11 protein-coding genes are annotated in these 14,058 nt (G+C 66.2%); 8 read left to right on the top strand and 3 right to left on the bottom strand.

Annotation, left to right across the window (positions count from 1 at the left end):
* Nucleotides 1-52 precede the first annotated feature (52 nt).
* From OHB26_RS34980 to OHB26_RS34965, 4 genes are all read left to right on the top strand, one after another.
* A complete protein-coding gene (locus OHB26_RS34980; RefSeq protein WP_330181530.1) occupies nt 53-1,429 on the top strand; it encodes an MFS transporter in 1,377 nt (458 codons plus the stop codon).
* Nucleotides 1,426-2,175 carry a 3-hydroxybutyrate dehydrogenase gene (locus OHB26_RS34975; protein WP_330181529.1) on the top strand — a complete coding sequence of 250 codons (750 nt, stop codon included), beginning with the start codon at nt 1,426-1,428 and terminating at the stop codon, nt 2,173-2,175. The genes OHB26_RS34980 and OHB26_RS34975 overlap by 4 nt, the downstream gene beginning before the upstream one ends.
* The gene (locus OHB26_RS34970) at nt 2,172-4,145 is read left to right on the top strand and encodes an acetoacetate--CoA ligase (RefSeq protein ID WP_330181528.1); all 1,974 of its coding nucleotides are present in this window, start codon (nt 2,172-2,174) and stop codon (nt 4,143-4,145) included. Before OHB26_RS34975 ends, OHB26_RS34970 begins: the two co-directional genes overlap by 4 nt.
* An 81-nt stretch (nt 4,146-4,226) precedes the next feature.
* A complete protein-coding gene (locus tag OHB26_RS34965) occupies nt 4,227-4,871 on the top strand; it encodes a GNAT family N-acetyltransferase (RefSeq protein WP_330181527.1) in 645 nt (214 codons plus the stop codon).
* Nucleotides 4,872-4,873: 2 nt separating this feature from the next.
* Here OHB26_RS34965 and OHB26_RS34960 read toward each other — a convergent pair whose 3' ends face one another.
* Nucleotides 4,874-6,478, bottom strand: a complete 1,605-nt coding sequence (locus OHB26_RS34960; RefSeq protein ID WP_330181526.1) for an FAD-binding protein — start codon at nt 6,476-6,478, stop codon at nt 4,874-4,876.
* A gap of 91 nt (nt 6,479-6,569) precedes the next feature.
* Nucleotides 6,570-7,172 (bottom strand): TetR/AcrR family transcriptional regulator, encoded by a 603-nt coding sequence (locus OHB26_RS34955; protein ID WP_330181525.1) that lies wholly within the window; start codon nt 7,170-7,172, stop codon nt 6,570-6,572.
* Nucleotides 7,173-7,320: 148 nt separating this feature from the next.
* Here OHB26_RS34955 and OHB26_RS34950 point away from each other — a divergent pair, with 148 nt between their 5' ends.
* The 3 genes from OHB26_RS34950 (at nt 7,321) to OHB26_RS34940 (ending at nt 11,959) form a co-directional block, all read left to right on the top strand.
* Nucleotides 7,321-8,172, top strand: coding sequence for an alpha/beta fold hydrolase (locus tag OHB26_RS34950; protein ID WP_330181524.1), 852 nt, complete (start codon nt 7,321-7,323; stop codon nt 8,170-8,172).
* Entirely contained in the window at nt 8,169-10,550 is a 2,382-nt protein-coding gene (locus OHB26_RS34945) for a beta-glucosidase (RefSeq protein WP_330181523.1), read from the top strand. The genes OHB26_RS34950 and OHB26_RS34945 overlap by 4 nt, the downstream gene beginning before the upstream one ends.
* A gap of 167 nt (nt 10,551-10,717) precedes the next feature.
* On the top strand, nt 10,718-11,959 hold the full coding sequence (locus tag OHB26_RS34940) for an MFS transporter (protein WP_330181522.1): 1,242 nt from the start codon (nt 10,718-10,720) through the stop codon (nt 11,957-11,959).
* Between the two features lie 40 nt (nt 11,960-11,999).
* Here the strand turns inward: OHB26_RS34940 and OHB26_RS34935 are convergent, their stop codons facing one another.
* Nucleotides 12,000-13,001: a phosphatidylinositol-specific phospholipase C gene (locus OHB26_RS34935; RefSeq protein ID WP_330181521.1), complete on the bottom strand. Its 1,002-nt coding sequence runs from the start codon at nt 12,999-13,001 to the stop codon at nt 12,000-12,002.
* 598 nt (nt 13,002-13,599) lie between these two features.
* Here OHB26_RS34935 and OHB26_RS34930 point away from each other — a divergent pair.
* Complete coding sequence (locus OHB26_RS34930; protein WP_330181520.1) at nt 13,600-13,998, top strand: DUF4870 domain-containing protein; 399 nt, start codon at nt 13,600-13,602, stop codon at nt 13,996-13,998.
* Nucleotides 13,999-14,058 lie beyond the last annotated feature (60 nt).

Raw genomic sequence — 14,058 nt, 5'->3', positions numbered from 1 at the left:
TGGGCCGCGTCACAGATGAGGGGGCGCGGCCCGATCGTGAAGGAGTTGCACGATGAGCGTCCGGGATACCGAGCCGCCGCAGGGCACCGCGCTGGCGGGACTCCGGCGGGTGGTGGCCGCCTCGATGGCGGGCACCGTCGTCGAGTGGTACGAATTCTTCCTCTACGGCACGGCGGCGACGCTGGTCTTCAACAAGGTGTTCTTCGCCAAGGGCACCAGCGATCTGGATGCGATTCTGGCGGCGTTCATCACCTATGCGGTGGGCTTCGCGGCGCGGCCGATCGGCGGAATAGTCTTCGGGCACTTCGGCGATAAGTACGGTCGTAAGAAGCTGCTCCAGTTGAGTCTGCTGTTGGTGGGTGCGACCACCTTCCTGATGGGCTGTCTGCCGACCTTCGCGCAGGTCGGCTATCTGGCCCCCGCCCTGCTGGTGGTGCTGCGCTTCATGCAGGGCTTCGCGGTCGGCGGTGAGTGGGGCGGCGCGGTTCTGCTTGTGGCCGAACACAGTCCGAGCAGGAGTCGCGCGTTCTGGGCGTCCTGGCCGCAGGCCGCGGTACCGCTGGGCAATATGCTCGCGACCGTCGTACTGCTGATCCTGACCTCCACGCTCTCGGACGCGTCCTTCCTGTCCTGGGGTTGGCGGGTGGCCTTCTGGCTCTCGGCGGTGGTGGTGCTGATCGGTTACTACGTGCGCACCAAGATCACCGACGCGCCCATCTTCCTGGCCGCGCAGCAGCTGGCCGAACAGGAGAAGGCGACCTCGTTCAGCGCCATCGAGGTGCTCAAGCGTTATCCGCGTGGGGTTTTCACCGCCATGGGCCTGCGTTTCGGCGAGAACATCCTGTACTACCTGGTGGTCACCTTCAGCATCACCTATCTGAAGGTGCATGTCGGAGCCAATACGAAGGTGATCCTGTGGTGGCTGTTGGTCGCGCACGCGGTGCATTTCGCGATCATCCCGCTGGCGGGACGGCTCAGTGACCGGTTCGGCCGCCGCCCGATCTATCTGATCGGCGCGCTGGCGGCGGGCACCTGGGGCTTCTTCGCCTTCCCCATGATGGACAGCAAGCACAATGCGGTCATCCTGTCGGCGATCATCATCGGACTGGTCTTCCACGCCTTCATGTACGCCGCCCAACCCGCGATCATGGCCGAGATGTTCCCGACCCGAATGCGGTATTCCGGTGTCTCCCTCGGCTATCAGGTGACCTCGATCGTCGCCGGTTCGCTCGCGCCGATCATCGCGGTGCGACTGCTCAATACCTACAAGTCCTCGGTGCCGATCGCCTGGTACCTGGCCGGGGCGGCCGCCGTCACCGTGGTCGCGGTGCTGTTCGCCCGGGAGACCAATGGCGCGGATCTGGCCGCCATCGACCTGGCGGACGCGGAAAGCGTGGCCGCGGAGAGCAATCGAAAGGTGGCCGCATGACCGGCGACCTGACCGGACGCACCGCCCTGGTCACGGGCGGTGCGAGCGGAATCGGCGCGGCCTGCGCGAAAGAGCTTGCCGGGCAGGGGGCCAAGGTGATCGTGGCCGATATCGACGGGCCCGGGGCGAAGCAGGTGGCGGCCGAGATCGGCGGGCACGCCTGGGAAGTGGATCTCCTCGATGTCGCCGCACTCGAGGAACTGCGTCTCGACGTGGACATCCTGGTGAACAACGCCGGGGTGCAGAGCATCAACCCGATTGTCGACTTCCCGCCGGAGAAGTTCCGAATGCTGTTGGCGCTCATGGTGGAAGCGCCGTTCCTGCTGATTCGGGCGGCGCTGCCGCACATGTACGAGCGGGGCCACGGCCGGATCATCAATATCTCCTCGGTACACGGCATCCGGGCCTCGGCCTACAAGTCCGCGTACGTCACCGCCAAGCACGCACTGGAAGGGCTGTCCAAAGTGACCGCGCTGGAAGGCGGTCCGCACGGCGTCACCAGCAATTGCGTCAGCCCCGGCTATGTGCGAACCCCGTTGGTGGACACACAGATCGCCGATCAGGCGGCCGCGCACGGTATCGACGAGCAAGAGGTGGTGGAGCGAATCATGCTCACCGAGAACGCCGTCAAACGACTCGTGGAGCCGGGGGAGGTGGCCGCGCTGGTCGGCTGGCTCGCCACCGATGCCGCTCGCATGGTGACCGGGGCGAGCTACACCATGGATGGCGGATGGAGTGCGCGATGATGCGGTCCGAGCACACCGCGCCGCAGTGGATACCGGATGCGGAAACCATTGCGGGCGCGCGCATTACCGACTTCACGCGATTCGTGCGGCAGCGCTACGGGGTCACCGCGGCGGACTATCACGAACTCCAGCGGTGGTCGGTGTGGGACATCCCCGGGTTCTGGCGGGCGGTCTGGGACTACTTCGAACTCGGTGTCACGCCCGCGGAGGTGCTCACCGAATCCGTCATGCCGGGAGCCCGATGGTTCCCCGGTACCCGGCTGAACTACGTCGACCAGGTGGTGCGCCAGGCCCGGACCGATCGTCCCGCGATCATCGCGCTCGGCGAAGACGCCCCGGCCAGAGAAGTGTCGTGGGCGGAAATGCTCTCCCGGACAGCGGTTCTGGCTCGCTCGCTGCGTGCGCTCGGTGTCGGGCCCGGTGATCGGGTGGTCGGCTACCTGCCGAATATCCCGGAGACGGTGATCGCCTTCCTCGCCACCGCGAGCGTCGGCGCGATCTGGAGTGCCTGCGGGCAGGACTACACCGCCGCGGCGGCCTGGGACCGGCTCGGTCAACTCGAGCCCACCGTCCTGATCACCGCCGATGGCTACCGGTATGGCGGCAGGGCACACGACAAGCGCGACGAGATCACCTCTCTGCGTGCGGCGCTGCCCACCCTGCGCGGGACAATTCTGCTCGCGCGGCTCGGTCACACCCTCGCGGGCACCCTCGACTGGGATGACGCCACCGAGGACCCGGCCCGTGATCTCGGCTGGGATCCGGCCGAAATCGAGACCGTCCCCGTCGATTTCGCGCACCCGCTGTGGGTGCTCTACTCCTCCGGCACCACCGGTAAGCCCAAGGGCATAGTCCACGGTCACGGCGGTGTCCTGCTAGAGCATCTCAAAGCCGTTGCCCTGCAATCGGATATCGGGCCCGGCGACACCTTCTTCTGGTACACCAGCCCCAGTTGGATGATGTGGAACCTCCAGGTCGCCGGGCTGCTGGCCGGGGCGACCATCGTCTGCTACGACGGCAGTCCCGCGTATCCGTCCCCGGATGCGCTGTGGGCCATGGCCGCCCGTACCGGAACCACGGTGCTGGGCACCAGCCCCGGCTATGTCCTCTCGTGCGAGAAGGCGGGTGTGCGGCCTTCCCGGGCACATGATCTGAGCGAACTGCGGCAGATCGGCATCACCGGTTCGGCCCTGCCCGCCACCTCATCGCTGTGGCTGCGCGACCATATCGGCGATATCCCGATCTCCTCCATCAGCGGTGGCACCGATGTGGTATCCGCGTTCCTCGGTGGCGCACCGACCGTGCCGGTCTGGCCCGGCGAACTATCGGCCCCGTATCTCGGTGTGGCCCTGCAAGCCTGGGACGAATCCGGCGAACCGGTGCACGGCGCGGTCGGTGAACTCGTCATCACCGCCCCCATGCCGTCCATGCCACTGCGCTTCTGGAACGACCCGGACGGTTCTCGCTACCGTGACGCCTACTTCGACACCTATCCCGGCGTCTGGCGGCACGGCGACTGGATCACCGTCAACCCGCACGGCAGTATCACCGTGCACGGTCGCTCCGATTCCACCTTGAACCGCAACGGCATTCGCATGGGCAGCGCCGAGATCTACCAGGCCGTCGAAGCCCTGCCCGAGGTTCTGGAAGCCCTGGTCCTGGGTGTGGAACAACCCGACGGCGGCTACTGGATGCCACTGTTCGTCGTGCTGTCCGAGGGTGTGGACCTCACCGACGACCTACGCGACCGCATCACCCGCACCATCCGCACCCAACTCTCCCCACGCCACGTACCCGACGAAATCCTGTGCGCCCCGGGCATTCCGCACACCCGCACCGGCAAGAAGCTGGAGGTACCACTCAAACGTCTACTCCAGGGCGCGGATCCGTCCCGCGTCGTGGACCCGAGCGCCATCGACGCCCCGGAGCTGTTGTCCTGGTATGCCGCGCTGCCCTCGGCGCAGGTCTAAACCTTTTCTAAACGCCCGCTCGGACGTCCGCCCGCCCAAGTTACCGTTGGGCAGCATCCGTCCGAACCCGAGGGTCCCGCTGTGCCGAAGACATTGCAGAACATAGCCGTTCGCCCCGCTACCAAGCGCGATATCCCCGCCATGACGGCGGTGCTCGACCGGGCCTTCAGCGCGAACGATCCCTTCGGGGCGTACATGTTCCCGAATCCATCGCAGCGTGCGAGATCTCGACCGCGGCTCACCCGTGCGATGATCCGGCATCTGTTTCTGCCCGCCGGTGGCGCGCACGTCGCCACCTCCGACGGCCGGGTCGTCGGCGTCGTGCTGTGGCAGCCCTCGGATCGCCGGTTCGGGTTGTTGCGCGATCTGGCGTCGATTCCGGAGTTCCTGCGGGCCATGGGGTTCGACGGTCCGCGGGTGCTGTCCATGTACGCCACCATCGCCGGACTCGCCCCGGGACTGCCGCACTACTTCGGCGTCACCCTCGGTGTCGATCCGGAATTCCAGCACATCGGTGTGGGCAAGGCGCTGTCGCTGTTCTGCCTGACCGAGGTCGAACAGGCGGCCGTGCCGCTGCTTTGCCTCTGTGAGGACGACAGTATGGGCTTCTACAGCGCCTTCGGCAGCCAGCGGCTGGGCCATATTCGGCTGGGCCGCACGGGGCCGGAGGTCAACGTCATGATGTGGCTGCCCTCCAGCCTGCGTGCCCGCGAGCGACGACTCTGAACTCAGAGCGTGCTGTTCACCTGAACACTGTGCGCGCCCGCCCGCCGCCCTGAGAAGACGCAGTCGGCCAGCGACAGCCCGCTCACATAGGAGTTGGAGCAGACGCCGACCGCCGCCCGGCCCGCCGCGAACAGACCGGGAATGGTGCCACCGTCCGTGGTGAGCACCGCGCCGGTGTCCTCATCGACCAGCAGGCCGCCCAAGGTCAGCATGGGCATCGGATAGGTCAACCGCGCCTTGAACGAAATATCCAGCAGCACATAGGGTCCCGTACGAAGCGGCTTGCGGATATCGGCGGGCTTGCCCATCGGGTCGGGCAGGTGCTGTTCGATGGCGCGATTGTGCGCGTCGACGGTCTTGCGTAGCGCCGCCGGTTCGATGCCCGCGCGCGCCGCCACATCCTCGAGGGTGTGACCGGTAACGCGCTTGACCCGCATGAGGCGCTCGGTCTGCATGCGCTGGAACCACACCGACTGCCCGCCGAGCTGCCGCTGCGATTCGGCCAGCAGTTCCGCGTCCACCAGCAGCCAGGCCCGATTGCCCGGAGCGGTCGCGATCGCGGCGCCCATGGCCGCGCCGTAGCGGGATTCATCGATCATGCGCTGGCCGTTGGCATCCACCGCGATCGAGCCGAAGAAGGCGCTCGGCGGTGCGATGAACCGCCACGTGGAGAGGGCGTCCATTTTGCCGGTGGCCGCGCCCGCCGCCTGCGCCATGGCGATCCCGCTGCCGTCGTCACCTGCGGTGCCCAGCGGAAGCCCTTCCGCCCAAGGGTAATCCGGTGCGTGCTGACCGACCATCGCACCATTGGCGATGAATCCGCCGGTGGTGAGAATGACGCCCGAGCGCGCCTGAATGCGCACCGTCCGGCCGTAGCGCGCCTCGATGCGATCCATCAGTTTGCCGACCGCATTGCGCAAACCCGGGTGGTACACGCCGGGTTTCGCCGAAATGCGGGCCAGTGTCGCGAACCGTCGCCGCACCTTCACGGGCGCGTCGGCCAGCGAGATCGCCCGCACGCCGACGACTCGACCGTCCTCGATCACGAGTTCTGTTGCCCTGGTGCCGGTCTGGACCCGCACGCCATGCCGGGCGGCCGACTTCGCCAGCGGGCCGAACAGCTTCTTACCCGAGACGCCTCGCCCGTGCGCGCGATGTCCGCGCTGCGCCGGTTTCGCCAAATCCCGGAAGCCGCCGGAGTTTTCGCTACCGGAGTAGTACAGGTAGTGGTCATCGGTCGGATACGAGGTCTTGTACGGGCACAGGGACGGCTGGAACGGCACGCCGTGCGAGCTGAGCCAATCGATCATGGCCGCCGAGCCCTCGCAGAACCGCCGCAGCGTCTGCTCACTCACCGCATCGCCGACCTCGGCACGCAGGTAGGCCAGCATATTCTCGATATCGTCCTGCACTCCGGCCGCGCGCTGCACCCAGGTGCCGCCGCCCGCGTACACGATGCCACCGGACAGCGCGGTCGCGCCGCCGCCGAGGAACCGGTCGAGGGCCAGTACATCCGCCCCGGATTCACGTGCGGCCAAGGCCGCCGCGACACCCGCGCCGCCGTACCCCACGACGACGATATCGGCCGAAGAATCCCAGGTCCGCACCGCTGCGACCACCTTCCCGAATGAGAATGCCGGCGTCTCGTGCCGAGCGAGGTGAACTATAACGTGTTCTAGTTCACCAAGCCATTCGCGTTCAGGCGGAGAGTTGTGCGGTGAGCCCGTCGATATAGGCCCGGAATAGTTCGGCCATATTCACCCGCTCCGGGTCGAGGAGCCATTGCAATTGCAGGCCGTCCATCATGGCCGTGATCTGGCACGCGATGGCGGCGGTATCGATATCGGAGCGCAGGGTGCCATCGGCGATGCCGCCGTCGAGCGCGCCCGCGAGGTAGGTCTCGAGCATCCGATAGCGATTCACCACCCAGTCGCGGGCCGGATGGTCGAGGGTGACCGCCTCGCTGGTGACCACGGTGAACAGCTGCACCAATCCGGGTACATGCATATTGTGTTCGACGAGCCGAACCAATTGTCCCAGTGCGTCTTTGCCACGCAATCGCAGATTTATGCCGAGTCGATCGGTATCGAGCCGATCGCGATACTCCAGTACCGCGGCCAGCAATGCCGCTTTGTTCGGGAAGTAGTGCAGCAGTCCGGGCTGGGAGAGTCCGCAGCGCTCGGCGATCTCGGCGATCGAGGAGTTGCGATAGCCGTTCTCGGCGAAGCTCTTCAGTGCCTGATCGATGATCTGCTCGCGGCGGTCGTCGCCCCGTCTCCGGCGTTGAGGGTGCGGCGTCATGTGCTGGGACAGTAGTCGCACTGCCGGGACCTGCAAAAACAGCTATGCATAACGAAACAATAACGGTACCGAGTGACCACTCGGTAAACTGGATTCGCACTGGCACACTCGTGTCAGCCGTACAGGGACGTGCGAGGAAGGACAGCCGATGACCCAGGGCAGCCAGATGCCGATCGAATCGATCACGCTGCGAGGCGGAGCGGGCACGCTCGTCGGATGGGAGGTCAACCCGCCCGCCGGTGCGTCGAACCTCGGCACCGTCGTGCTGGTGCCCGGCTTCACCGGCTCCAAAGAGGACTTCGAATTCATGCTCCCGCTGCTCGCGGCGGCCGGGTATCGCGCGGTCGCCTACGACCAGCGCGGCCAGTGGCAGTCCGAGGGGCCCGATGACATCTCGGGTTACACCATGGCCGATTTCGTGGCCGACCTGCACGGTGTGATCGATCAGGTGTCGCCGGACGCGCCCGTACATCTGGTCGGGCATTCGTTCGGCGGGTACGTCTCCCGCGTCGCGGTGGTCGAGACGCCCGCGCGATTCCGCAGCTTCACCCTGCTGGCCTCGGGTCCGTCCTCGGTCGAGGATATCAATTTCCCGCCGCCGCGAATGGTCGCGCAGATTGTCGAACAGGCCGGGCAGGAGGCCATCTTCCAGCAGCTGAGCGCCGCCATGACCGCCTCGGGAGCGAGCTTCACTCCGGAGCGAATGGAGTTCCTGCACAATCGGATTCTGCGGACCAAGAAGGCCAATATCCTCGGCATTCTCAAATGTATGGAGACCCCGCCGCTCACCGATACCGCCGCGCTGCGCGATGCCGGAGTGCCGCTGCTGGTGGCCTATGGCGACACGAACGATCTTTGGGCCCCCGAGGTCCACGTGAAGTTCGCCGAACAGTTGCAGGCTGGGACCGCGGTGTATCCGGGCGTCGGCCATGTGCCGAACGAGGATGTGCCCGATCAGGTAACGGCCGATCTGGTGAGCTTCTGGAAGGAACTGGCATGACCGACTTCATCGACGACCTGCTCGCCAAGCTGGACCTGGAGGCCAAGGTCCGGCTCATCTCCGGATCCAATATCTTCCGGTTCGCGGGCGACGACAGCATCGGCCTGGCCGAGATGCCGGTGTCCGACGGCCCCTCGGGTGTGCGCGGCGAGACCTGGGATGAGCGCGACCCCTCGGTCAGCCTGCCGTCCGGTTCGGCGCTGGCCGCCACCTGGGATCGTGACCTGCTGGCCGAGATCGGCGGGCTCATTGCCGCCGAGGCGCGCCGCAAGAATGTGTGCGCGGTCCTCGGCCCGACCATCAATCTGCACCGATCCCCGCTCGGCGGAAGGCATTTCGAATGCTTCTCCGAGGATCCGATGCTCACCGGTGAGATGGCCGCCGCCTATGTGAACGGTGTACAGGACCACGGCGTCAGTGCGTGCCCCAAGCATTACGTGGCCAATGATTCCGAGACCGAGCGTTTCACCGCCGACGCGATTGTCGACGACCGCACGCTACGCGAGCTGTACCTGTACCCGTTCGAGCGGTCGGTCCGGGCGGGCGCGTGGATGATCATGGACGCGTACAACTCCGTCAATGGCGTCACCATGACCGAAAACCCGCTGCTGGACGAGCCTTTGAAGGGCGAGTGGGGTTTCGACGGCGTGGTGGTGTCGGACTGGACCGCGGTGCGCTCCACCACGGGTGCGGCCAAGGGCACCGATCTGGCCATGCCCGGCCCGTGGGAGCTCTGGGGTGCGCCGCTGGTCGAGGCGGTTCGCAACGGCGAGGTGCCCGAGGCCGCGATCGATGAAAAGGTCCGTCGCATACTGCGATTCGCGCAGCGCGTGGGCGCGCTGAACGGAACGCCCCGGCAGCCACCGGCTTTCACCGACGAGACCGCCCGCCGACTGGTGCGTGACGCCGCCGCCAAGGCCATGGTGCTCGCGGCCAACGACGGCGTGCTGCCGCTGGCGCGGCCCGCGGGGGTGGCGGTGCTGGGCGCGGCCGCCGCGGAACCGCGCTTCGGTGGCGGTGGCAGCGCGACAGTCGTTCCGGGCCATACGACATCACCGCTCGACGGGCTGAGCGAGGTGCTGCCGGTGGTGTACACCCCGGGCGTGCACCTGAACGAGAATATGATTCCGGTGCCGCTGGGCCTGGTCACCGATCCCGAGACCGGCACCGCGGGTGTGGATCTGCGCTACCTCGACGGTGACGCCGTACTGAAGGCCGAGCATCGCACCTCGGGCACGCTCATGCTCTTCGGCAATGAATTCGCCATGACCGCTACGTCTTTCCAGGTGCGCGGTCGACTGCGCGCCGATGCGGCGGGGGAGTGGCGGATCGGTTTCGCCGGTGTCGGCACGCTGCGCTTGGATCTCGATGGCGAGACCGTACTCACCGAGACGGTGTTCCCCGAGGGCGGTGATCCGGTCGAGATGCTGCTGAATCCGCCGCAGCGCTGGGTGACCCGCACCCTTGCCGAGGGCGATGAGGTCGACGTGCTCATCGAGTTGGCCCCCGCGCTCGCGCAGGGTCTGCCCGCCATGGGCGTCACCTTCGGTATCGGCCGCCCGCGCCGAGCCGCCGATGAGGAGTTCGCCGCCGCAGTGGAATTGGCCCGCAACGCCGAGGTCGCGGTGGTGGTGGTCGGTACCACCGAACAGATCGAATCCGAGGGGTACGACCGCAAGGACCTGTCGCTGCCCGGCCGTCAGAACGAACTGGTGGCGGCGGTGGCCGCGGTGAACCCACGCACCGTCGTGGTGGTCAATGCCGGTTCGCCGGTGGAGATGCCGTGGCGCGATGATGTTGCCGCCGTACTGCTTTCGTGGTTCCCCGGGCAGGAGTTCGGCGGCGCGCTCGCCGATGTGCTCACCGGGGCGACCGAGCCCGGCGGGCGATTGCCCACCACCTGGCCCAAGGTCATGGCCGATGTGCCGGTGCTGAACACCAAACCGGCCGCCGACAACAGCCTGCCGTACACCGAGGGCATCCATATCGGCTACCGCGCCTGGCTGAAATCCGGTGTGGCCCCGGCTTATCCGTTCGGCCACGGCCTCGGGTACACCAGTTGGGAGCTCGCGGATCTGACCGTGTCCGGGCGCACCGCCACCGTCACCGTCCGCAATATCGGTGAACGTGCGGGCCGTCAGGTGATCCAGGCGTACCTGTCGCGTGCGGACGGCGCCGTCGATCGCCCGGTTCGCTGGCTGTCCGGCTTCGCGGCCGTCGAGGCCGGTGCGGGTGAAACCGTCACCGCCACCATCGAATTGCCGCAGCGCTCCTTCGAACACTGGACCGACCAGGGCTGGGCCACCGAGCCCGGCAGCTTCACCCTGCACATCGGTACTTCGGTATCCGCGCTTCCGCTCACCGCGGAAGTCAGCTGAGCCACCCCCTCGGCTATCCGGCGAGCTCCCCTCGTCATCCCGGCCGCGAATATCCCGGGATGACGAGGTGGGGCGGGACCGGGGCCGGGGGTCTTCCTGTCGAACGTCCTGAATGAAGCCGCGGCGAACTTCATTTCCACGCTTTCTCTCACACCCTGGATTTCACCGTGGCCAATTCTGACGCCGACCTGTCCGTCGGCGAAAATGCTTCTGCCGCAGGCACTCCCACCAAGGGGTTGCTGCCGCTGCTCTTCATCGGCAATGCCGCCATGTACGCGCTCTACTCCGGTGTCGGCGGCATTCTGCTGCCGAAGCAGATCGAGCACATCGACGCGGCGTCCAAGGTCGCCAATCTCGGTCTGGTCGCCGGTATCGCCGCGATGTTCGCGACGCTGTTCAATCCGGTGGCGGGTGCGCTGTCGGATCGATCCGGTCGCCGCAATCCATGGATTCTCGGTGGCGGCCTGGCCGCTGTCGGCGCCATGGCGTTGCTGGGCAATGTGCACACGGTGCTGCTGGTCGCCATCGCCTGGTGTATCGGGCAGGCGGTCATGAATATCTATCAGGCCGCGCTCACCTCGGTGGTACCGGATCGGGTTCCGCTGGCTCGGCGTGGAATCGCCTCCGCCGCGGTCGGTCTCGGTATTCCCGCCGGAACGGTGATCGGCGTGGTGCTGGCTTCGGTGCTCGCCGATCACCTCGGCATCGGATATCTCGCGCTCGGCGTACTGGTCGCGGTGGCCGCGGTGATCTTCACCGCCGGTGCCCGCGAACACCCGATGCCGCCGAAACAGGCTATGCCCCTGCGTGATCAGGCCGCCGCTTTCCTGAGTGTGCTGCGCGAGCACGACTTCCGCTGGGCCTTCATCGGCCGGGCGCTGCTGGTGCTGGGCTACTTCTCGGTGGTCGGCTACCAGCTCTACATTCTGCAGGACCATATTCGGCTGCCCGATGGCCTGAAGGCCGAGACCGCGGTGGCCATTCTGACGCCCATTTCCGCTGTGGGCATGACGATTTCGACGATCGCGGGCGGCATCCTGTCCGATCGGATGGACCGGCGTAAACCCTTCGTCGCGGTCTCCTCGGCGCTGGCCGCGGTGGCGCTGCTGATTCCGGTGTTCAGCCCGAGCTGGCCCGGCATGCTCGCCTTCGCCGCCATCAACGGGCTGGCGTTCGGCAGCTTCATGGCCGTGGATACCGCGCTGGTCACCATGGTGCTGCCCAAGGCCGAGGATGCCGCCCGCGATATGGGCGTGCTGAATATCGCCAATGCGGGTCCGCAGATTCTCGGACCCTTCGTGGCCTCGGCGGTGGTCAGCCTGGTCGGCTATTCGCCGCTGTTCATCTTCGGCGGGCTGCTCTCGGTGCTGGGCGCGCTCGCGGTCGCGCCGATTCGCTCGGTGCGCTGAGCCGGCCGGTCCCGGCGAACCGGCCGCCTCGTCGGATGACTCAGAGAAAGTTCTTCTCCAGCATTAGATTCAGGACATTGGGGTACCGGTCCGGGAAGTCCATCGGGATGATGCCGAAGTGGGCGGGCTGTGCGCGATGCTCGGTGAGGTAGCCCTCCAGCTTCGGCATGATCGCCGCCGCATTGTCCTTGGGCCAGGCATTGTCGGAGTAGCTGGTGAAGTTGATGTACATCAGCGAGTTGTTCGTATCCGTGGCTGCCTTGTCGAGGCAGTCGCGGACGTACGAATACTTGTCACCGCCCGACGATCCGGTGCCCGCGGAGCCCGAACCGCCTGAGCCCGAACCGGATCCGGAGTCCAGGCCCATCAGGCCATTGCCCTTGTACCGATCCTGCAGGTAGAAGCGATCATTGGTGAACACGCCGTTATCGCCGCCCGGCCACTGCAGTGCCGGAAGCTGATTGGCGAACTGGGCGATCAAGACGATCCGTCCGCGCGCCTCACCGAGTGTCGGAATCCGATTGCCGATCCAGAACAGCGACCGATAGCCCTTGGTATCCAGATACCCGTTGAAGATGCGCTCGAAGTCACCCCCGACATCGTTCTTGGTGCCGTTCTCCTTCTTCACCCGCATGACGATGACCTCGCCGGGGTTGCGCTCCAGGAAGTTTCGGCAGTCGGCGAGTACGCCGTCGAACGTCAGCCCCTGATAGGCGGCCGAGTGATAGATCCCGAACGAGTCGCTCATATGGTCCTGGAGGCCGTTGCAGCGCATATCCAGGAAGCGAATCCCATGCTGGAACTGCTCGGCGATCGACCAGTTCTGGGTATGCGCCCACTCGGTGCCGTTGGCCGGATCGGTGCACCCCGAATCATGTGTGCCCGGAATGGTCAGTCGCAGTAGCGAAGTGCTATCGGGCAGCGCCCCCATCCATCCCTGCGGTGCGGGCAGCGCGCCCGCCCGTGCCGCCAGTCCGGCCACCGCGGTACCGGCCGCCGCGGCGACAGCGGTACGAACAAAATCTCGCCTACTCAGTCTCATCGGCCGGGAGCCTAACCTGGACAACAGTCCAAGATCGCCCGATTCGCCGAAATTTTCTCAGCGCCAGAACGCGGTGAACTCCTCGGCGCTGGCTCGACAGCCGACTCGCGACAACAGCGTGCCGCATGAACCTCGCCGATTCCGCGGCACCTTGACATTCGGCATCAGCCCGCGACCATTGTTATATGAGCGCCGCTCGCGAGCTGTGACCACGCTCGCCGAGGTCCCGACTCGGTCGGTTGCGTGCTGTTCAGCCCGCGGGCAGGCCGACCTGTTCGCTCTCGAGCGCGGCACGGAGTTGCGAGAAGGCTTGCGCGACAGTCGATAGCCGCGAGTTGGGGACGGTGTCGGCGAACACCCGGGCTCCCCGCAGACGTCCCCCACATCTTCCAATCCTTCAACGGCATGCTCGACGAAGCCGACCAGGCCCTGGATCGCGCAGCACTGTTCCTCTGCCAGCACCTCCACGTCGACCGCCGGTGCTCGATCGTGTAATAGGCCATCGCCCAAGCGTTTCGAGGTCGCGGATGGCCCGGGACCTGGGGTTCGTGCCGAAAGTTGGGATCGGTAGGGGATAGGCCTGGCATCTACTTACCCCATGACATCTTCTCAATCACCCGCCAACCAACCGCAGTCCGCCGGCTTGGACAAGAAGACCAGCGCGATCCTGTCCTATGCGCTGGGATGGCTCACCGGAATCATCTTCCTCTTCGTGGGAAAGAACGACCCCGACGTGAAATTCCATGCCGCACAATCGATCGTCTTCTTCGGAGCGGTCTCGGTGGTCAATGTCGTGCTGAGCATCCTCGGCTCCCTCCTGGGAGCCCTCGGGATAATCTTCAGCCTCGCCAGCCTCGCCCTCGGCCTCTTCGCCCTGGTCATCTGGATCATGGCCATGGTCCAGGCGAACAGGACCGGGGGCGTTCGCGCCGAACTCCCCATCATCGGAAAGTTCACCGCCCCCTACGCCGATCGTCTGGCCAGCTCGGTCAACTAGCGGCGGACTCGAATTCCCGCCTGCATCTCGAAGACCAACGGCCCGAGCCTGTCTCGGGCC

Source organism: Nocardia sp. NBC_01503 (genome assembly GCF_036327755.1).
Lineage (GTDB): Bacteria > Actinomycetota > Actinomycetes > Mycobacteriales > Mycobacteriaceae > Nocardia.
Note: the sequence above shows the minus strand (reverse complement) of the source record. Positions and strands in the feature narration are given on the sequence as shown.

Excerpts from the sequence above, each read along its gene's own strand:
- OHB26_RS34975 (WP_330181529.1), top strand. The coding sequence starts at position 1,426 with ATGACCGGCGACCTGACCGGACGCACCGCCCTGGTCACGGGCGGTGCG.
- OHB26_RS34950 (WP_330181524.1), top strand. The coding sequence starts at position 7,321 with ATGACCCAGGGCAGCCAGATGCCGATCGAATCGATCACGCTGCGAGGC.
- OHB26_RS34980 (WP_330181530.1), top strand. The coding sequence starts at position 53 with ATGAGCGTCCGGGATACCGAGCCGCCGCAGGGCACCGCGCTGGCGGGA.
- OHB26_RS34955 (WP_330181525.1), bottom strand. The coding sequence starts at position 7,172 with ATGACGCCGCACCCTCAACGCCGGAGACGGGGCGACGACCGCCGCGAG.
- OHB26_RS34930 (WP_330181520.1), top strand. The coding sequence starts at position 13,600 with ATGACATCTTCTCAATCACCCGCCAACCAACCGCAGTCCGCCGGCTTG.
- OHB26_RS34970 (WP_330181528.1), top strand. The coding sequence starts at position 2,172 with ATGATGCGGTCCGAGCACACCGCGCCGCAGTGGATACCGGATGCGGAA.
- OHB26_RS34935 (WP_330181521.1), bottom strand. The coding sequence starts at position 13,001 with ATGAGACTGAGTAGGCGAGATTTTGTTCGTACCGCTGTCGCCGCGGCG.
- OHB26_RS34945 (WP_330181523.1), top strand. The coding sequence starts at position 8,169 with ATGACCGACTTCATCGACGACCTGCTCGCCAAGCTGGACCTGGAGGCC.